At 52.4% G+C, this 20,406-nt stretch carries 16 protein-coding genes and 1 pseudogene; 11 read left to right on the forward strand and 6 right to left on the reverse strand.

The window, feature by feature from the left end:
* Position 1: 1 nt before the first annotated feature.
* Positions 2–1,672, reverse strand: a complete 1,671-nt coding sequence (locus tag HUN04_04625) for a response regulator (GenBank protein WDP89049.1) — start codon at positions 1,670–1,672, stop codon at positions 2–4.
* A gap of 198 nt (positions 1,673–1,870) precedes the next feature.
* Between HUN04_04625 and acnA the strand changes: the two genes are divergently transcribed.
* Both acnA and HUN04_04635 read left to right on the forward strand, forming a co-directional pair.
* Positions 1,871–4,525 carry an aconitate hydratase AcnA gene (acnA, locus tag HUN04_04630; protein ID WDP89050.1) on the forward strand — a complete coding sequence of 885 codons (2,655 nt, stop codon included), beginning with the start codon at positions 1,871–1,873 and terminating at the stop codon, positions 4,523–4,525.
* A gap of 389 nt (positions 4,526–4,914) precedes the next feature.
* Positions 4,915–6,639, forward strand: a complete 1,725-nt coding sequence (locus HUN04_04635; GenBank protein ID WDP89051.1) for an NAD-dependent malic enzyme — start codon at positions 4,915–4,917, stop codon at positions 6,637–6,639.
* Positions 6,640–6,709: 70 nt separating this feature from the next.
* Here HUN04_04635 and HUN04_04640 read toward each other — a convergent pair whose 3' ends face one another.
* The 4 genes and pseudogenes from HUN04_04640 to HUN04_04655 form a co-directional block, all read right to left on the reverse strand.
* Positions 6,710–7,258: a hypothetical protein gene (locus HUN04_04640; protein ID WDP89052.1), complete on the reverse strand. Its 549-nt coding sequence runs from the start codon at positions 7,256–7,258 to the stop codon at positions 6,710–6,712.
* Positions 7,259–7,277: 19 nt separating this feature from the next.
* Positions 7,278–7,400 (reverse strand): annotated as a pseudogene (locus HUN04_04645) (tRNA-binding protein).
* Between the two features lie 190 nt (positions 7,401–7,590).
* Positions 7,591–8,088: a protein tyrosine phosphatase family protein gene (locus HUN04_04650; protein ID WDP89053.1), complete on the reverse strand. Its 498-nt coding sequence runs from the start codon at positions 8,086–8,088 to the stop codon at positions 7,591–7,593.
* A gap of 106 nt (positions 8,089–8,194) precedes the next feature.
* Entirely contained in the window at positions 8,195–8,569 is a 375-nt protein-coding gene (locus tag HUN04_04655; protein WDP89054.1) for a GNAT family N-acetyltransferase, read from the reverse strand.
* Between the two features lie 668 nt (positions 8,570–9,237).
* On the opposite strand from HUN04_04655, the gene HUN04_04660 reads away from it, so the two are divergent.
* From HUN04_04660 to HUN04_04700, 9 genes are all read left to right on the forward strand, one after another.
* Complete coding sequence (locus HUN04_04660; protein WDP89055.1) at positions 9,238–10,200, forward strand: ABC transporter substrate-binding protein; 963 nt, start codon at positions 9,238–9,240, stop codon at positions 10,198–10,200.
* Positions 10,197–10,976, forward strand: a complete 780-nt coding sequence (locus tag HUN04_04665; GenBank protein ID WDP89056.1) for an ATP-binding cassette domain-containing protein — start codon at positions 10,197–10,199, stop codon at positions 10,974–10,976. Before HUN04_04660 ends, HUN04_04665 begins: the two co-directional genes overlap by 4 nt.
* Positions 10,973–11,725 carry an ABC transporter permease subunit gene (locus HUN04_04670; protein ID WDP89057.1) on the forward strand — a complete coding sequence of 251 codons (753 nt, stop codon included), beginning with the start codon at positions 10,973–10,975 and terminating at the stop codon, positions 11,723–11,725. The genes HUN04_04665 and HUN04_04670 overlap by 4 nt, the downstream gene beginning before the upstream one ends.
* Before the next feature lie 3 nt (positions 11,726–11,728).
* Entirely contained in the window at positions 11,729–12,625 is an 897-nt protein-coding gene (locus HUN04_04675) for a 1,4-dihydroxy-2-naphthoate polyprenyltransferase (GenBank protein WDP89058.1), read from the forward strand.
* 278 nt (positions 12,626–12,903) lie between these two features.
* Complete coding sequence (locus HUN04_04680) at positions 12,904–14,247, forward strand: sigma 54-interacting transcriptional regulator (protein WDP89059.1); 1,344 nt, start codon at positions 12,904–12,906, stop codon at positions 14,245–14,247.
* Positions 14,248–14,506: 259 nt separating this feature from the next.
* Entirely contained in the window at positions 14,507–14,869 is a 363-nt protein-coding gene (locus HUN04_04685) for a dinitrogenase iron-molybdenum cofactor biosynthesis domain-containing protein (protein ID WDP89060.1), read from the forward strand.
* A gap of 148 nt (positions 14,870–15,017) precedes the next feature.
* Positions 15,018–15,839 (forward strand): zinc transporter ZupT, encoded by an 822-nt coding sequence (zupT, locus tag HUN04_04690; GenBank protein ID WDP89061.1) that lies wholly within the window; start codon positions 15,018–15,020, stop codon positions 15,837–15,839.
* A 121-nt stretch (positions 15,840–15,960) separates the two neighbouring features.
* A complete protein-coding gene (locus HUN04_04695; GenBank protein WDP89062.1) occupies positions 15,961–17,562 on the forward strand; it encodes an FAD-binding oxidoreductase in 1,602 nt (533 codons plus the stop codon).
* 124 nt (positions 17,563–17,686) lie between these two features.
* Entirely contained in the window at positions 17,687–18,421 is a 735-nt protein-coding gene (locus HUN04_04700) for a PEP-CTERM/exosortase system-associated acyltransferase (protein ID WDP89063.1), read from the forward strand.
* Positions 18,422–18,431: 10 nt separating this feature from the next.
* Here HUN04_04700 and HUN04_04705 read toward each other — a convergent pair whose 3' ends face one another.
* Complete coding sequence (locus HUN04_04705) at positions 18,432–20,402, reverse strand: cyclic nucleotide-binding domain-containing protein (GenBank protein WDP89064.1); 1,971 nt, start codon at positions 20,400–20,402, stop codon at positions 18,432–18,434.
* Positions 20,403–20,406: the final 4 nt, after the last annotated feature.

Consider the following 20,406-nt stretch of genomic DNA (forward strand, 5'->3'; position numbering starts at 1 on the left):
TTCAGATGCAGGCCGGCGCCCCGGCAATGGCCTGCATCAGTTCCCGGGGATGGACGGGTTTGGTTAAAAACCGGTCCATCCCCGCTTTTTTGCAGGCCTGCTCATCCTGCTTCATGGCCATGGCCGTAAGGGCAATGATGTAAATATCCTTCTGGGGAATATCCGAATCCCTGTCCCGGATCCGGCGGGTGGTTTCAAGGCCGTCCATCCGGGGCATCTGTACATCCATGATCAAAATATCGTAGCTGCTCCTGCGCAGCTTTTCCAGCACCGCCTCTCCGTCTTCCGCCAGATCCGGCACGATGCCTGCTTTTTCCAGCATCAGGGAAAGCACCTTCTGGTTCACCGGATTATCTTCGGCCACCAGCACCTTAAGCGCCTTTCCGGATATCATCTCTTCAAGCCCTCCTCCCCCGCCAGTGCCGGCCATTTGCTCAGGAACTTTTATCCTGCCGGCCCCTTTTTCCAGCCGGAGGCTGACCCTGAATTCCGCCCCGCCCCCGGGCCGGTTCCTCACCCGGATACCGCCGCCCATGAGCAGTGCCAGCTGCCGGGTGATGGCCAGCCCCAGTCCGGTCCCCCCGTATTTCCGGGTGAAAGAGGCATCCTGCTGGCTAAAACTCTCAAATATTTTTTTTTCAAATGCAGGATCAATACCGGGACCGGTGTCATGTACGGCCAGTGTCAGCATGATATCCTTCCCCTGGCACCCCTCCTGGATGGCCTGGACTCCCACCCGTCCCTCTTCGGTGAATTTAAGGGCATTGCCCAACAGATTAACAAGAATCTGTTTTATCCTCAGGCTGTCCCCCCTGAGGACCGCCGGAAGATTGGGGTCAACCTCCGCCCCAAGCGCCAGCCCTTTCTGGCTCGCCTTAAGCCTGAACACCCCCAGGGTTTCCTCCACCAGGCGGCACAGGTCAAAATCACGGTATTCAAACCGGATCTGGCCGGCTTCGATCTTGCTCAGGTCCAGGATATCATTAATCAGGGACAAAAGGGTATTGCCCGAAGACCGGATAATGGATACATATTCATGCTGGGCCGGGGTAAGGGGCTCTTCCACAAGCATGTCGGCCATGCCCAGGATCCCGTTCATGGGCGTCCGGATTTCATGGCTCATATTGGCCAGAAACAGGCTTTTCATCTCATTGGCCCGGGCCAGTTCCCGGGTCCGGGCCAGGACCTTTTGTTCCAGGGTCTGGTTCATCTCCCTGAGCCGCTGCTCCGCATCCCTCCGCTTTGCCAGTTCCTGGTTCAATGCCAGAGTCAGCCCGTAGGTCCGAAGGGAGGTGGTCACCAGGCTGACAAGCCTCTGGGCTGTGACCTCGGTTTTGGCAATATAGGAATTGATCCGGTATTCTGAAATCACCCGGTCTTCCGGGGCATGGCCGGGCTGCCCGGTGCGGATGACAATCTGTACCATATCATTTTTCAGTGTTTGACGGACATGACGGACCAGATCCAGACCGGCGGTTTCCGATTCCATGACCACATCCACCAGCATCAGGGCAATGCCGGGATGTGCCGTTAAACAGTCAACCGCCTCCCCGGCACTATAGGCATTGATAAATTCAAGGCCCCGGCCCTCAAAACAGAAATCCTTTAAGCTCAGTACAGTGATATTGTGAACAAATTCATCATCATCCACCACAAGAATCTTCCAGGGCATTGTCTGCCCGCTCCGATCCGGCGGATGCCCGGACGATGCCGGCGATGTCTCTTCTGCAAAATGAAGCGCCTTTTTGTCCATAATCGTTACGATTTTAACCGGTTTTAAAGAATTGCCGCTTGATCTATGGGAATTTTGATAATATCTTATTGGTCACTTATTTTCAAATAGATTCATTACAACCCCCAAGGAGGCACAATGACCTTAACGCACATTCAGGAAAAAATGGCCCTTAACGGCTTGGAATATACGGTACAGAATCTGAACCGACTGGAAACAGAAGGGCTTGCACGGGTCAGCAGCCTCCCCTTTGCCGCAAGGGTCCTCATTGAAAACCTGGCCCGCCACGCCGGCAACGGTGTTGCAGACTGGGAGGACGTTCTCCGGGCGGCCCGGTTTTACGGGACCCCAGGGCAGGAAACCTCTCTTATCCCCTTTTATCCCGCCCGGGTGCTGATGCAGGATTTTACAGGCGTGCCTGCGGTGGTGGATTTCGCTGCCATGCGGGATGCGGTAAAGGCGGCCGGTCTTGACCCGGAAAAAATAAATCCCCTGGTCCCTGTGGACCTGGTCATCGATCATTCCATCCAGGTGGACCATTTCAAAGAAAAAAATTCATTTTTCCTCAATGCCCAGAAGGAATATGAACGGAATGCCGAACGGTATAAATTACTAAAATGGGCCCAGAAAAGCTTTAAAAACTTCAGGGTGGTGCCCCCGGAATCCGGCATCTGCCACCAGGTCAACCTGGAATACCTGGCCACGGTGGCAGCGGTAAAGGAAACCGGCGGCCTGCCTGAAATCTTTCCGGACACCCTGGTGGGCACGGACTCCCATACTACCATGATCAACGCCCTTGGCGTGCTTGGATGGGGGGTGGGCGGCATTGAGGCGGAGGCAGTGATGCTGGGCCAGCCCTACTACATGAACCTGCCGGAAATCATCGGGGTTAATTTCACAGGCCGTCCCCGTAAAAACATCACCTCCACGGACATCGCCCTCTTTGTGACCCATATTCTCAGGGAGGAAAATGTAGTGGAAAAAATTGTGGAATACACCGGCGAAGGCCTTCAGCACCTCACCCTGACGGACCGGGCCACCATTGCCAACATGTCCCCGGAATACGGGGCCACTTCCGGATTCTTCCCCGTGGACGACCAGACCCTGGCCTACCTGAAAAAAACCAACCGGGAAGAGACCGCCGCTTTGACGGAGAGCTATTGCAAAGCCTGCGGCTTTTTCAACACACACGGGGAAAGCCTGACATTTTCAAAGACCGTGGATGTGGACCTTTCCGCCATTGAAACCTCGGTGGCCGGTCCTTCCCGCCCCCAGGACAGAATTCCCCTTTCCCGGGTCAAGGAAAAAACCACCGCCATCTACGACCTGGCCAACAGAAAAGAGGTCCAGGTGAAACCGGAACAGGGAGACGGCCCGGCAATGACCAACGGTTCCGTGGTCATTGCCGCCATCACGTCCTGCACCAACACCTCCAATCCCTACACCATGATCGGGGCGGGCCTGGCCGCCAAGCACGCCGTGGAAAAGGGGCTGTCCGTCCCCTGGTACGTGAAGACCTCTCTGTCCCCGGGTTCCCGGGTGGTTCTGGATTATCTTAAAGCCTCGGGCCTTATGGACGCCTTTGAAGCCCTGGGATTCAACAATACCGGGTTCGGCTGCATGACCTGCATCGGCAATTCCGGCCCCCTGGATCCCTATATTGAAGAGGCCATCAAATCCAAGGATCTGGATGTGACCTCGGTTCTTTCCGGCAACCGGAATTTCGAGGCCCGGATCCACCAGGATGTTAAAGGCAATTTCCTGTGCTCCCCCATTCTGGTGGTCATCTACGCCATTGCCGGCCGCATTGACATTGATTTCGAAACAGAACCCTTAGGAACAGGCGCCGACGGCAATCCGGTATATATGAAGGATATCTGGCCCGAAGCTGAAGAGATCAACGCATTTGTCGAAGCCCATGTCCAGCAAAAATTCTTCAGGGACCAATATGCAGGAATCTTCAATGGAGACACCCTGTGGCAGGAACTTCAGGTGGAAGAAAGCACCACCTTTGAATTTGATCCCGATTCCACCTATATCAGGAACCCGCCGTTCTTTACGGACTTCTCCGTGGAAACCGCCCCGCTGGCAGATATAAAAGACGCCCGTCCCCTGCTGGTTCTGGGAGACTCTGTCACCACCGACCACATCTCCCCTGCCGGCGCCATCCCCGTGGACTACCCGGCAGGAAAATACCTCACGGACAACGGGGTCAAACCCTGGGAGTTCAACTCCTACGGATCCAGGCGGGGCAACCATGAGGTGATGATGCGGGGCACCTTTGCCAATATCCGCATCAAAAACCGGCTGGTGGACAAAACCGGGGGATTCACCACGGCTTTTCCTGAAAAAACCCTAGAATATGTTTTTGACGCCTCCCAGGCCTACGGGAAAACCGGCACCGACCTTATGGTTTTCGGGGGCAAAGAATACGGCACCGGTTCTTCCAGGGACTGGGCTGCCAAGGGAACCTGCCTGCTGGGTGTCCGGGCAGTGGTTGCCGAATCCTTTGAGCGGATCCACCGGTCCAACCTGGTGGGCATGGGGGTCATCCCCCTGGTCTTCAAACCCGGAGATTCCTTTGACGGCTTAGGACTCACCGGGGAGGAGACCTTCACCCTCACCGGCCTTGAAAATATCACCCCGGGGGGCAGCATAGAGATAAAGGCAACCACAGGCGGCAGCACCGTTTCCTTTGAGGTTGAGGTCAAACTGAACACGGATATTGAGGTGGCCTACATCAAAAACAGCGGTATCCTCCACTACGTACTCCGCCAGATGATAAACAGCTGATCCGGACAGATCTGCAATCCTTCCCAGGGCCGGCCCCGCAGCCGGGGGCCGGCCCTTATCCGCGAAATTCACCGCCCGTAAAATTCGCAATTGTTTTTTTAAGTAATAGTTAATTTAACTATCTGTCATTTAAAGCTTTTTTACCATCGCTTACTAATATTCCATTCTCTGATTTTTCCCTTGTTCTTTTGAAAAAACCTTTCTATAGTTCATTTTTAATCTAAAGAGGTTTCATTTAATGAAACCTTATTTCATGATAATAAATTAGCTTCAACTAATGAAAATAATTCATTTTTCTTTGGATTTTTCTAAAAAAACCATGCTATAGTCCCCATGCTGTTTTATTGTATTGGTGTGTATAATTTTAATTTTTAGGGATTGTGTGTATCATGGAAATTAATCATTACGAGTTTGAGTACGGCGAATACGGCGAAACTACAGGCGTCACCATCAATTTAAGGGGATTTGACATCCTTCGCTACAACAACATCAGTAAAGGTACCGCCTTTACCATTGATGAACGGCGGAAATTCAAACTCAGCGGCTATCTTCCTCCCAGGGTCAAAACCCTGGAAGACCAGGTGAAGAACAGCCTGAGAATCGTTGAAGAAAAAGAAAACGACATTGAAAAGTTCATTTATCTTCGCAGCCTTTACGACAGAAACGTTGTTCTGGCCCATGCCGTGATTGCATCCGACGTGCCCCGTTTTCTCCCCATCATTTATACCCCCACCGTGGGCCAGGCCTGCCAGCAGTATTCGACAATGTTCCGCCGGGCCAACGGCATCCACCTCTACCCGGGCAATATCGACTATGCCGAATACATCCTGCGCAACTACACGGACCAGGACATCCGGGTGGCGGTTGTAACGGACAACCAGGGCATCCTGGGGATCGGTGACCAGGGCGCCGGCGGCATCCCCATCTGCCTTGGCAAACTCATGCTCTATACCCAGGGCGCAGGAATCGCCCCCTGGCACTGCCTGCCCATCTCCCTTGACGTGGGAACGGACAACCTGACCCTGCTGGAAGATCCCAACTACCTGGGCTGGCGTGAACGCCGGCTCAAAGGTGAAGACTACGATAAGTTCGTGGAAAAATTTGTCACTGCCTTTAAAAAAGTCTTCCCCCAAGCGCTGTGCCAGTGGGAAGATTTCTCAAAACAGACAGCCTTTTCCGTCAGGGATAAATACCTCAAAGAGGTGATCTCCTTTAACGACGATATCCAGGGCACCGGTTCCATTGCCCTGGCCGGGATCCTGGCCGCCATGAAGGTTAAAAATGAAAAAATGACCGACCAGGTCTACCTGGTCCACGGCGCCGGTGCCGGGGGCGTCGGCATTGCCGAACAGATCCAGACCGAACTCATGGAACAGGGTATGGATCAAGCCCAAGCCGCGGCCCGCATATTCACCCTGGACTCCAGGGGGGTGGTCACCTCGGACAGGGACATTGAACCCTATAAGCTGAAATTCGCCAAGGCACCGGAATCCATGCCCTGGCTCAAAACCCCCGAGGACAACACCCTGCTCAACGTCGTTAAAAACGAAAAAGTCACTGTCCTCATCGGCACCTCAGGCCAGCCCGGATGCTTTACCCGGGAAATCGTTGACGCCGTCGGCGCCAACACCGACCGCCCCGTGGTTCTCCCCTTGAGCAACCCCACCACCAAGACCGAAGCCCTGCCCGCGGACCTTTATGAATGGACCGACGGCAAAGCCCTGGTGGCCACCGGCTCCCCCTTTGCCGATGTCGAGCACAACGGTAAATCCTACCGCATCGGCCAGATGAACAACGCCTTTGTATTCCCGGGCGTCGGCTTAGGGATCGTGGCCTCAGGCGCCACAGAGGTGCTGCCGGTATTTTTCTCTGCCGCCGCCCATGCCGTGGCCGGATTCATCAGTGACGCAGACCTTGCCGACGGCATCCTCTGCCCGCCCCTGCACCAGTTGCAGGAAGTTTCCCTTGAAGTGGCCAAACGTGTCGGTTCTGAAGCCATCAAAGCCGGCGTCTGCACCGAAGACTGCCCCTTCTCGGAATTCAACCACGAAAACAACGAAGAGCGGCTCAACACCCTCATCGAAAAAATGGTCTGGAAGCCTGAATACCTCTAAGCCTCCGGCCTGACCATCTTTCCGGCCGCAGGTGCCATCCTGCGGCCGGATCACCCCTTCCATCCCGGCCTTACCCTTCGTCCAGTATTTCAATGATTTTTTTCGCTATGGCGTGTTTTTTACCCGCTTCATCCAGGCCCATCGAATAAAACCGGTCCCGGCGATACCTGCGGCTTCCGATTCTTGGATTCCGAACTTTCTCTGCGAGATAACCGGCGCTGCCTTTCGTCCACCCAAGTATTAATGCAGGCTTTGTATCACAGGCGTCGAACATCAACGTTTTTACCTCCACGGCATAGACGCTGTCCTGGTGCAGCCCGCGATTTTTCCTGAATGGATCGGATAAATCGGTCAGGTAATCGGCTTCTGGGTCTCTCACTTCAACACCTTCTTGGGTGTCCGGTAAAATAACAACAATGTCAGATTCCATCATCCGCCCACAGACGATATCCTGAATGAATTCCACTTTGCCCTCCGGGATCGGTTCAGACTTGGGACAGGATAAATCGACAAAGGTGCAGAAGGGACAGTTTTCCAGTTCTTTGACGATCTTTTCCTGAAGATCGGCCATCACCCATTGATGAATGATGAAGACCTTTATCCTTCTTTGGTTGTTCATTGGTTAAAGGCTCCCTGTTTTATCCTGCCCTGGTACCATTTGGAATTGTGGTGTCCGGTATTGCAAGACATGGTTTGACCCCATCTGCATATCCGATATCAAAGAGCATTCCCTGGGAAATCTCCCCGGCCATTTTCTTTTCAAGGCCCCTGGGTATATAATTTTCAGCATTTTTACCGATATCCACACCAACAATGGGGATTCTATTTGAAATGGCACAATTTATTTCCCAAAGGGCCATTGGATCCGATGACACGCTCAGCCGACCGGAGCAGGTTGCCGGGCAGGTTGTAAACTGCTTGGTTTTTCAAAAATCAAAAACTTTGAATCTGCTATTTCACGGGGGCGGCTGGAGCGGTTTGTTGGGTGCCGGATTTATTAGTTAAAGTATGAATAATGAATTCTGACCACCCCCGGTGGTCTGCCGGCTGCCATACATCATGAATAAACGACCACGCTTTATCAATACTCCAGATGTCATTATGTACCGCATACAAGGCACAGAATGCACTAACACGGTAATTAGCGGCACAGTGTATGTGGACTTTCCTGTCCTTATCCAGCACGCGCTCCAATTCAGCTGAAAACCTTATGAAATCAGAATCTTCCGGCTGTTCAAAATCAACGGGGATATAAATATATTCCAGATTCTGGGCCATGACAATCCTTTGCTCATCGGAAACTGCGTATTCACTCTCATCTGGCATTAGGTTAACCAGGACTTCATACCCCTGAACCGCAAGCGTTTTGAGGCAATCTCGACTGACAACGCCTGACGTAGTGAGTCTATCGTGTATTTTTCTAAAATTATAACTGGTTTCTATATCCACGCGTATTATCCCTTATCATTCAGCATTGATCTTCCCGTTTTAAGCATCCAACATCAAGTTCACCTGTGAGCCTCAGCGAATCCAAACGAGCCCCAGTGGCGGGTTGTTAAACCTGAATATTTTTTGGCTGCCAGCACATCTTGTAATTGTTTTCGTATTCATCTGTAACATAAAAACCAAGTCTGTCGTATATGCGCTTCGCAGCGGCGCCTTTGAGCACCAGGAGGGTCACCGGTATATTCAGTTTCTCCGCACGGTCAATTGCTCTTTTGACAAGTTCAGTGCCAATGCCCCTCCCTTGGTGTTCAGGCAAAATCTGCATTTGATGTAAATGCAATTCACTGCTTTTTGGAATTATCTTGATGACGCCAATATCCTTTTGTTCCACCATAATTATTTTGGCATTTTGTATTTCATCCGCGGCACTCTTCCGCTGCTCATCTTCAAACCAGCCAAATGTGTTGCCAAAATCTTTTTTCATGGTCTGCACTCTGAGCCGGAAAATAAACTCGATATCATCTAGGGTTGCATTTCTTAATTTAAAATTGGTTTTATTTGTTTCCATCTTATAAGCGTTTATACCGTTGAATTCACCGGCGGGCTATAGCGAATCAGACTGAACGGCTGTTAGCCGATATCTTCTATTATTTTATAAAGTTCCTCAGTAATTATAGAGCAGACTGGCCTTGCTTTAAGATCAACTGGAGAATAAACGTACTCTGGGAGTTTTGGCAAGCCCTTTCTATCGAAATTGCCTTCCTGGGGCAATGTTTGAAAACGAAGGCCACGAATCCGGCCTTGAACAGGGAAGACTTCCGGTCCTGGCCCAGGAACCGGGTTTACCCCAATTTTATCTACTCCCGGACGGAAATTTTCCTGTACCGGTGGAATCCCTGTACCGGTGGAATAATGGGATACGCCTGACCCAATAATGCGGAGGATTTACCTGGGTGTCCAGCCGGCCCCTCCTGTTTCCATTCGTTCTGAATGTGTAAGCCCTGGTTCCCCCCACCCCGTACCCATCTTGATGCGGGATGCAATTCCCCGGAACAGCTCATTTTAACCCCATGATTTTAATCCCCGATTATGATATGACACCTGTCTGGGCGACCACGTCCCTGACAATGCTTAAAACAGGAGTATCTTATAATGAAACCGTTTTGCGGAAAATGCTCTAAAACAGCTCTGCTGTCGGCTGCACTCTTACTGGCAATAACCGTCCATGCCCTGGCGGATGCCCCGTCGAGAACCCTGACCATGGCCCTGCTGCCCATTCCCGATGTCCTCCCCTCCTATGTGGCCCAGGAAAATGGATATTTTAAGGAATATGGCATCAAGGTGAACGCCCTGCCCGTGGCCAGTGCCCTTGAGCGGGACCAGCTGATGCAGGCAGGTAAAATTGACGGGATGGTTAACGAACTGGCCGGCACGGCTAACTTTAACCGGGATAAGGTTCGCATGCAGGTTGTGGCTTCGGCCCGCTGCCCCTTGGGAGACGCACCGTTGTTCAGGGTGCTGTCCGCCCCCCAAAGCGGTATCCAGACCATCTCCCAGCTTAAGCATGTCCCCATCGCAGTTTCAAAAAACACAATCATTGAATATATCACCAACCGGCTCCTGACCAGCTCGGGCTTTTCCACGGATGAAATCAATACCCGCTCGGTTCCGGTACTGCCCGAACGGATGCAACTGCTGCTCTCAGGGCAGATCAAGGCGGCAACCCTGCCGGATCCCCTGGGTGCCAGTGCCCTAAAGGCCGGGGCAAAACTGATCATAGACGATCTCAGCCTGCCGGAAAGAAGCCTCAGTGTGCTCAGTTTCAGCCTCACATCCCTGACCGAAAAAACAGAGGCGGTTGAATGCTATGTAAAGGCTTGGATGAAAGGGGCCAGGGACCTGAATGAAGCGCCTGAGGCATACAGGCCCCTCATGCTCAAAAGAATCAGGGTGCCCAAAAACCTGAAAAACGACGTTAAGATCCCCCCCTTCCCCGTCAAACAGTTGCCTTCGGAGGCCCAGTGGAATGACGTCATGGAATGGATGATCCAGAAAAAACTGCTGGCAGGGGCAGTCAAGTACAATGAATCCGTCAACGGCGCATTTTTAAAATGATCGAAATTACCAACCTGAATTTCACCTACAGGGATGCCACTGAGATCTTCAGTCAATTCAGCCTCAGGATCCAAACCGGTGAATCCTGGTCCATCATCGGGCCCTCAGGGTGCGGCAAAACCACCCTGCTATACCTCATCGCCGGGCTGAAGCGTCCCTCATCCGGTCAAATACACATCGCCGGCAACCCCTTGACAGCCCCCAGGCCCTCCACCGGCCTTGTCCTCCAGGACCACGGCCTTCTGCCCTGGTCAACGGTACGTGAAAACACGGTCCTTGGGTTTAAAATCAGGCATCTCTACGGGCCCGACGGCAAACACTGCCCCACCCATGTCACCGCCGACGACAACCGGGAAAAAGAGCTGGCGGACCACTGGCTCTCCTGGCTGGGCATCGGCCACCTGGCGGAAAAATATCCGGGACAGCTCTCCCGGGGGCAGCGGCAGCGGGCGGCCATCGCAAGGACCCTGGTATTGGAGCCGGATCTGTTGCTCATGGATGAACCATTCTCCGCCCTGGACGCCCCCATCAGAAAAGAGCTGCAAAAGGTGATGAACCGGTTCCACAATGAAACAGGCCTGACCAGCATCACCGTCACCCATAACATTGAAGAGGCGGTTCTTCTGGGATCAAAAATCCTGGTGCTGGCATCCGGGGTAAACAGCGTCCCGCTTATCATAGACAATAAACTGGCAGGAAAAACGGAGGACACAGAGTCTCCGGAATTCATGGATGTCTGCCGGCAACTGCACCATGCCATGGGGGATATGCCATGAAAAAAAGGATCACATTCGGATCGGCCCTGATGGGGCTTGCCATGCTGCTATTGCTCTGGTGGATGGGGGCGCTGGTTGTAAACCGGCCCATCCTGCCCTCCCCTTTTACCGTGGTTCCCCTCTTCTTTTCCGCCATCACAGGAGAACTGGGCCTTCATTTTATGGCCAGTGCGGCCAGGGTCCTGGCCGCCGTCACCCTGGCCACCCTTTTTGCCGCCCCCGCCGGGCTGGCCCTGGGCCAGATACCCGCCCTGGACAGGATTGCAGGCCCCTTTATCGCCATTGTCTATCCCATCCCCAAAATTATTTTTCTGCCGGTCATCTATGTGCTCATGGGAATCACCGACCTGTCAAAGGTCACCCTCATCGCCATGATCATTTTTTTCCAGATCCTGGTGGTTGTCCGGGATGAGGCCGCAGGATTGAAAAAAGAACTGATCCTCTCGGTAAAATCCCTTGGGGCGGGGCAGCGGGCCCTGTTCAGATACGTCTACCTGCCGGCATCCATCCCGGCGGTGCTGACGGCCCTGCGCATTTCCACGGGAACGGCCATTGCGGTGCTGTTCATCGCAGAACAATCCCTCACTGAATACGGGCTCGGGTACTATATTGTTGTGGAAACCTACCAGGTGCTCATGTACAAGGAAATGTACACGGGAATCATGGCCATGGGCGTCCTTGGCGCCGCCCTTTATTTTGCCATCTATGCAATTGAGCTCAAGGTCAATAAACATCTTTATGTTGAGTAAAAAATGGAACAAGATATCACAAACTTCAAAAAATGGCAGCTGGCTGCCCGTCCCAAAACCCTTCCGGCCGCAGCCGCACCTGTTATTACAGGCGCGGCCTGTGCAATCCACGACGGCAGTTTTTCTTTTCTGATTTTCCTTGCTGCCCTGCTTGGCGCCTTTCTGCTCCAAATATCGGTAAATCTGGCCAATGATTACTTTGATTTCAAAAACCACATCGACACCGAAGACCGCCTGGGACCGCTGCGGGTGACCCAAAGCGGACTCATTAAGCCCGGGGCGGTGCGCAACGCCATGATCCTGACCCTATTTTTGGCGTTTATACTGGGCCTGTGGCTCATAAAATCAGGGGGCATGCCCATCCTCATCATTGTCATTGTTTCACTGATCTGCGCCCTTGGATACAGCGGCGGCCCCTATCCGATTGCCTCCAACGGCCTGGGGGAGTTGTTTGTCTTTATTTTCTTCGGGCCGGTCGCCGTCTGCGGCACCTATTACCTGCTCACCCACACCCTGTCATTCAAGGCCGTTGCCGCATCACTGCCCGTGGGATTTCTGATAACAGCCGTCATGGTTGTCAATAATCTCAGGGACATTGACACCGATGCCAAAGCGGGTAAAAGGACCCTGGCCGTCATCCTGGGAAAAGCAGGGACAAAAACAGAGTATTTTATCCTGGTGCTGGGCGCGTATCTCATCCCGGCCTGCCTCTTTGCCTTTAAGGTATATTCATTCTTTATCCTTCTGCCCCTTGTTTCCATGCCCCAGGCCTTTCCCCTGCTGGCCGTAATTTCCGAAAAAAAAGGCCCCATTCTCAATGAGACCCTGGCCGGGACCGCCAGGCTTGCCCTGGTTTACAGCATCCTCTTTTCCCTGGGCATCATTCTGGGCACAGGATGATAAATAAGTCACCAGTTCCAAACTCAATTCGCATTCAAATCCCGGAATAACACAGGGGGCCACCCGCTGTCCCCTTTTCGCACCTTAACTGGGTATAGGATCAAAAACAAAGGGTTGCAACCACGAGACCCTTCACCTACAACACACTAAAATAACAACCAAAAACTTACAATTATAGACAGCAGCAATATTGCACCCCCATTCTTAGGGCCCTTCAACAAAAGGGTTGCAATCATGCAAAAAACATGGTTTAACCGAAAAAAAACAAAGGTAAGGCCATGAAACAAAACAATACCCCGGGTCCCCTGACCGAAGACACCACCAAGATTATCCTTGACTCCATTTCAGACGGCGTATTCACCGTCGATTACAATTGGAAAATCACCTCTTTTAACCGGGCGGCCGAAGAAATCACCGGCATTCCCAGGGAGGAAGCCGTGGGCCGCCATTGCTGGGAAGTTTTCCGCTCCAATATGTGCGAACAGGACTGCGCCCTGAAAAAAACCATGGAACAGGGAAAGCCTTTTATTTCCACCTCCGCCTATATCATCAACAGCGACCAGAAAAGAATCCCCATCACCGCCTCCACCGCCCTGCTCATCGACAAGGACAATGAGGTTATCGGCGGGGTTGAGACCTTCAGGGACCACTCCCTGGTGGAGGCGCTGAGAAAGGAACTGACCCGGAGCGTCAAGGTGGAAGATATTGTCAGCAACTCAGACGCCATGAAAAATATCTTCACCATTCTGCCCCAGATTGCCGATTCCGACGCATCGGTGCTCATCGAAGGGGAAACCGGAACGGGCAAGGAACTCATGGCCCGGGCCATCCACAACATGAGCCACAGAAAAGACAATCCATTTATCGCCATCAACTGCGGCGCCCTGCCCGACACCCTCCTGGAATCCGAACTCTTCGGATACAAAAAGGGGGCCTTCACCCATGCGGTCAAGGACAAACCCGGCCAGTTCGCCCTGGCCGAAGGCGGAACGGTTTTTCTGGATGAAATCGGGGATACCAGCCCGGCCTTTCAGGTCCGGCTGCTCAGGGTGCTTCAGGAACACGAATACACCCCCCTGGGCGGGATCTCAAAGGAAAAGGCCAACGTCCGGATCATTGCCGCCACCAATAAAAACCTGGCCGTTCAGGTGGAAAAAAACGAATTCCGCCAGGATCTCTACTACCGGATCAACGTCATCCGCATTGCCCTGCCCCCCCTGCGCCAGCGGATGGAGGACATCCCCCTTCTGGTGGACCGGTTCATCTCCCGGCTGAACCTGCGCCAGAATAAATATATTGAAGGCATTGACCCGGAGGTGCTGGGCGCCTTCATGTCCCATGATTTCCCGGGCAATATCCGGGAACTGGAAAATATCATCGAACATGCCTTTGTCCTCTGCCCGGAAGGCTATATCAAGACCGTCCACCTGCCCGGTTTCCTGCCCGCAACCAGAGAAGCAGGCCCCAGGGAGGATGCGGATCCGGTAAAGGCGGCCCAGATCAAAATGATCTCAGACGCCCTGGCCCGCAACAATTACAACCGGAATGCAGCGGCCCGGGATCTTGGCATCCATAAAAGCACCCTGTTCCGGCGGATTAAAAAATTGGGCATCAAATTATAGGCCGGCGGCCCGGATACCGGCCGCAGGGGCCTGATAGCGCAATTGCAGCAGTCCGCCCCGGGAGGGTCTCATTTTTGCAACACCTCTTGGCATGGCCCTTCCCCTGCGGCTTCCGGTATTTTTCAGGCAAAACCCTTGTATCCCTAAGGATTAGCCTCTCTGAACCGATAAACCCACCTTCTGGGCACACCCTTTGCAAATATCTTCCGGCAGATTATTGGCAATTATTTTCCAGACCATTAAAATAAGGAGACAACCATTGAAAATTGCAATTACTGCATGGGGCAACCGGGTCTCTCCTGTTTTTGATGCAGCCGGCACCCTGCTTGTCGCCCAAATCGAAAACCACACCATTAAAAAGAAAACCTACCATGCATTTGAGCCGGACGACATTAAAGAACTGGCGGCCCTGATGCACCGTGAGCAGGTCTCCACACTGATCTGCGGCGCCATTTCAACCAAGCCTGCCACCCGTATCGTGGAAAACCATATCCGTCTGATATCCTTTGTTTCGGGGAATGCCCTGGAAGTGCTCAACTCTTTCGCCTCCAGAAACACCATCGACCAAACCTTTATGATGCCCGGGTGCAGCCTGGATTATTCCCGGCGTCCCTCCATCTGATTCCGCTGTCGTTTTAATCCGGTTTGCAGCCTTGACAAGGTCTGGGGATTTTTCATATCATAGGTGCCCACGGGCCGAGGGATCTGCCCGGAAATAATTTCGCAACCGTTGCCGCAGTCCGTTCACCCCAATGCAGGAGCAATGTATAATGACACCGGACACCTCCACTGTTCTCTTTGCCTTTTCCCTTACCCTTTTTGCCGGACTCTCCACGGGTGTGGGATCGGCCCTGGCATTTTTCGCGCGCCAGACCAATACTGTTTTTCTCACCGCCTCCCTGGGTTTTTCCGCCGGGGTGATGATCTATGTCTCCATGATTGAAATCTTCGTCAAGGCCAGGGATGCCCTGAGTGAAGCCGTTGGCCCCTCCCAGGGATATTTGCTGACCACCGCAGCCTTTTTCGGCGGCATCCTGTTAATCGCCCTCATTGATAAGCTGGTGCCCAGTTTTGAAAACCCGCACGAGGCCAGGGGCATAGAGGATATGTCCCTGGCCGGCGAGGCTGCCCGTAAAAAGAAGAACCTGGAACGGATGGGACTTTTTTCCGCCCTGGCCATTGCCATCCACAATTTTCCCGAAGGGCTGGCCACCTTTGTGGGCGGTCTGCATGACCCGGCAATGGGCATCAGCATTGCCGTTGCCATAGCCATCCACAATATCCCCGAGGGCATCGCGGTATCCGTCCCCCTTTACTATGCCACGGGCAGCCGGAAAAAGGCCTTTGGCCTCTCTTTTCTTTCCGGGCTCTCGGAACCCGTGGGGGCCCTGGTGGGATATTTTCTCTTTTTTAAATTTTTCAATGGTTATGTTTTCGGCCTTCTCTTTGCCGTGGTGGCCGGCATCATGGTCTTCATCTCCCTGGATGAGCTGCTGCCCACGGCGGAAAAATACGGGGAGCACCATATTGCCATGTACGGGGTGGTGGCGGGTATGGTCGTGATGGCGGCCAGCCTGGTCCTCTTTGCTTAAAAATTATTCCGAAAGGATATGTTAAAAAATAAGGATGAGTCATAAGGGACGCGGCTATCTTTACTTTGTTTATCTTTAATCAGGTCCAGCATTTGTCCATCTATACTGAAGGGAAACCATCATGCAGCCTAACGCCCTGCAGTTAATAAAGGATGCCATCGGCGATGAATTTGTTCTGGAGGATCAGGCCACCCGCCTCCGTTATTCCAGAACGACATTGTCAAAAAATGTAATCCCCAAAGCTGTGGTCACCCCCAAAACCAGCGCTGAAATTCAGGAAATCGTGAGTATAGCCAATCGGTATAAAGCGGAACTTTACCCGATAAGCAAAGGGAAAAACTGGGGGTACGGATCAGCCTGTGCCGTCCATGAAGGCCAGATAATTGTCGACCTTTCAAGGATGGATAGGATACTGGAGGTAAACCAAGCGCTTGCCTATGCCGTTATCGAACCTGGTGTGACCCAGATTCAGCTTCATAATTACTTAAAAAATAGAAATCTCCCCCTTTGGCTGGACTGCACGGGGTCAGGGCCTGAGGCAAGTATCCTGGGCAACACCCTTGAACGGGGTTTCGGCCACACCCCCTATGGGGATCATTTTCTGTATTCCTGCGGAATGGAAGTGATTCTCGGAGACGGGCGGAAGGTGAATACCGGTTTCGGCCATTATAAAAATGCGAAGGCAGCACATGTGTTTCGGTATGGAATCGGCCCCTATCTTGACGGAATTTTCACCCAATCAAACTATGGTATTGTGACAAAGCTCGGTATCTGGCTCATGCCGGAACCAGAATGCTGCAAGATGTTTTTTTGTTCTGTCCCCAGAGACGAGGACCTGTCTGCTGTCATTGAAACCCTTCGCCCCCTTAAATTGAGCGGGCAAATTAAAAGCCTGATACATATTGGAAACGACTTAAGGGTGATCTCCTCATTCAACCGGTACCCCTGGGAAATGGCAGAAAATAAAACGCCGTTAAGCGATGACCTGCGAAATCTTTTCTGCCGGCGCGGCAAGTTCGGCGCCTGGAATATAAGCGGGGCGATTTATGGATCAAAGAGTCAAGTTAAACACAACAAAAAAGAGTTGAAAAAAGCACTGAAAGGACTCGGAAAGCTCCAGTTCATCGGGGATAAAACCATCTCCATTGGAAAAAGGATATCCCAGGTACTTGAACGGTCACATCTGATGCCTGAGTTTAATACCAAGCTGAAGGCGCTGGAAAAAGTATATGGATTGATTCAGGGAACGCCCACAGATGCCTTTTTATTCGGTACATTATGGCGGGTTAAAGGGGCGCTGAAGACAGCGTCCATTGATCCGCTGGATCATAATGCAGGCCTGCTATGGATTTCGCCGATCATGCCCATGACCGGGGCCACAGCGACAAATCTAATCCGCATGGTAAACCCTGTTTTTAAACATTACGGTTTTGAACCCCTGATAACGGTCTCACTGATCACCGAACGCGCCATGGTAAGTGTCATTACCATCTCCTTTGACAGGGAGGACCCCAAGGGAATTGCCAGGGCAGAAGAATGCTATGATGACCTTTTCAGATTAATTATGGAGGAAGGCTACCCGCCCTACAGAACCAATATTCATACGATGGAAAAACTTGCAGGCAATTCACAGATTTTCTGGAAGGTGACAAAAGATATAAAAACAGCCCTTGATCCCAATGCAGTGATCGCACCGGGTCGATACCAGCCCTTTGATTTTTAGCGAACCGCGCACGAATCAAAAGAATATAAGTCTATATTTTAACTTGACTTCCTGGGGCCTATAAATATATCTAGATAAATACGTCAGATTTTATCATATTATCGTATAATTCAGAGAGTTTAAAATGTTTGAATATGGAACGTTCCGTTTCAAGGAAGTCGATTCTGAGGACCTTCTCAGACAGGTTTTTCGATTGAGATATGAAGTCTATGCCCTGGAGTTCGGGTTTGAAAATCCCTACGATTTCCCGGATAAGCTGGAAAAGGATGCCTACGACAGCCACTCCATTCATTTTGTGTCCATAAATGAATACGACGAAGTCATCGGCACGGTAAGGATGATCCTTGATTCCGAAAAAGGATTCCCCGTCGAACACGCATCTGAAATAACCCGGTTCAAGGATAAGCCCGCCCCCAGACACCTCACCGAAATATCACGACTGGCCGTATCGAAAAACATGCGCCGCAGACCAGAAGACGGTATTCACGGGGTGGAATCGTATATCCCCAGATCCCAAGGCGGCGTATCCGATCTTTCCTTGACAAGCAACCCGGGTGTGGAAAAACGGAAAAAGCCTGCGATTATTCTGGGGCTGTACAAAATTGTGTATCTCAAATGCAAAGAACTGGGAATATCCCATATGTACATGATTACAGAAGACAAGCTGTATCATGCCCTGTACAAATTCGGCTTTGTGTTCATCCAGATAGGCCCCTCCATTGAATACCACGGCAAACGGACCCCCTATGCCACCTCCTGGCACACAATTGAAACCCATATGCACGAACAACATCCGGACCTGCTGCAATTCCTGACGTTGGGGCTTGATAAAAGGGCTCGCCCCGAATTCCCGGCCTGATCATCCCGCTTTATCCGCTTCTGGCCCCTTTTTCCAAAATCAGTTTTTTTATATCCTCAAGCCGGCTCAAACATTCTTCCATCCCAATGCGCATCAGGGAGATTCCCCTGTGGAAATCATCCCAGGCAAAGGCCGCCACATCGGGGTATAGCACCAGGTCGACGCTTTTGACAAAATCCCCTGTGGCCCTTCCGTGTACGATACTGATGGTCTGGGATACGATCTGTTTGATTCCCGGGGATTTATCCTGATGCCGTGCTGAGCTTCCCCTGGGTTCTATGCTCACGGCAACCACCATGTCCGCCCCCTTCCGGAGCAGGACATCCACCGGCACCGGGTTTAACAAACCGCCGTCTACCATCCAGCGGCCCTGGTGCCTGAAGGGGTAGAAAACAGCAGGAATGGCAATACTGGACCGGATGGCATCGGTTACGTCCCCGGTTTCAAAAATCACTTCCTCACCATTTAAGATATCCACCGCAATAATAAAGGCAGGGATCTGAAGATCAAGAAAATCGGCATTGCCCACGGCCCGCCGTACAAGCCCGGCCGCCTTGCTCCCCTTTAACAGCCCTTTCCGGGACAGGGTATAGTCAAAAATTTTTTTCTTTGCCTCGGCCCGGGTGGGAAAAAGATCTATGGTGAACCGCTTTAAGGCCTCAACAGATGCGGTGGCCGCATAAACACCGCCCACCAGGGCCCCCATGCTCGTCCCTGAAATCATGTCAATATGGATCCCGGCCTCTTCAAGAACCTTCAGCACCCCGATATGGGCCCATCCCCTGGCGGCGCCGGCGCCAAGCGCCAATCCCAGCCGGATGCCGGCGATCTCTCTGGCAACGGCCCGGGGCCCTTTTACCGGAAAGCATTTGCTGGTATCAATCCGGTCCCTGAAGGCCAGGTCGGAACGGTCCACCCAGATTGAAGGGGTTTCCGACAGCCCCAGCCGGTCTTTGAGTTCCCGGCGGACCACCCCTTTTTCGCCGTATAAATGGCTGACTCCCACCCAGATGCGCCCCAGAAAGGCACTGGCCCCGCAAATTTCCTCCAACTCTGAAAGCCGTTCCCGGACCGCCCCAATCTTTTCAAGGGTATTGTGAATCAACAGCAGTGTCCGGTCACAAAGCCGGACAAACAGCCGTTCCATCTCATTCAGGTGATGGGTGAGGTTAAAAAAAACCACATCATAGCTTTCCTGGATCCCTTCCATCAATACCGGCATCACTTCCGAAAGCCGATCTGAAAAACCGGTGGTCAGCTGAAGCACTTCAAACCCGGATCCATGTGCAAACCACTGGATATCCCTGGCCCTGTAGCTGTTTTCCGGAAGCAGGTCAAAAAGGCCGGGCACCGAGCATTCAACCCGGCCCAGGCCGTATTTTTCCATGATACGTTCCGCCTCAAGGTGGGGCTCAATCACCAGCACCCGTTTCCAGGATTCATCTGAAATATGGAAGGAAACCGAATACAGAAAATGGGAAACGCCAAGGTCCGGCCCTGTGGCGGACACGGCATGAAAAACCGGTGCTTTTTTCTTCCCGGCGCCCCGCCCCCCCTGTTCCTTGAAAACCATCCGCTTTGCATAATGCCGGCTCAGATAGAGTCCGATGCTTTTATTTTTTTTTATCAGGGTCTCAAAATGCCTCCGGGTCAGGCAAAAGAGCACCGCATCCAGTGAGACCCTGGCCGTCGCGTTCCGGGGTTCCCCGGACAACAGGGCAATCTCTCCGAAAAAATCACCACGCTTCAACTCTGATAAATACACTTCACGGCCGTCTATTTCCTTGAGCAGCGACACCACCCCGGACCGGATCACATACATGGCATCCCCGGGGTCTCCCTGCCTGCAAATGATATCGCCCTTCTGGAACACTTCTTTTGTGAACAGCCCTGCGATCTCTTTCACCTGGGTTTTAGGTACAGATGAAAAAAGGGGGGCGCTGGACAAAAAATCCACAAGGTCCTGGAAATCTGTTTCCATGGTC

The organism is Desulfobacter sp., from assembly GCA_028768525.1.
Lineage (GTDB): Bacteria > Desulfobacterota > Desulfobacteria > Desulfobacterales > Desulfobacteraceae > Desulfobacter.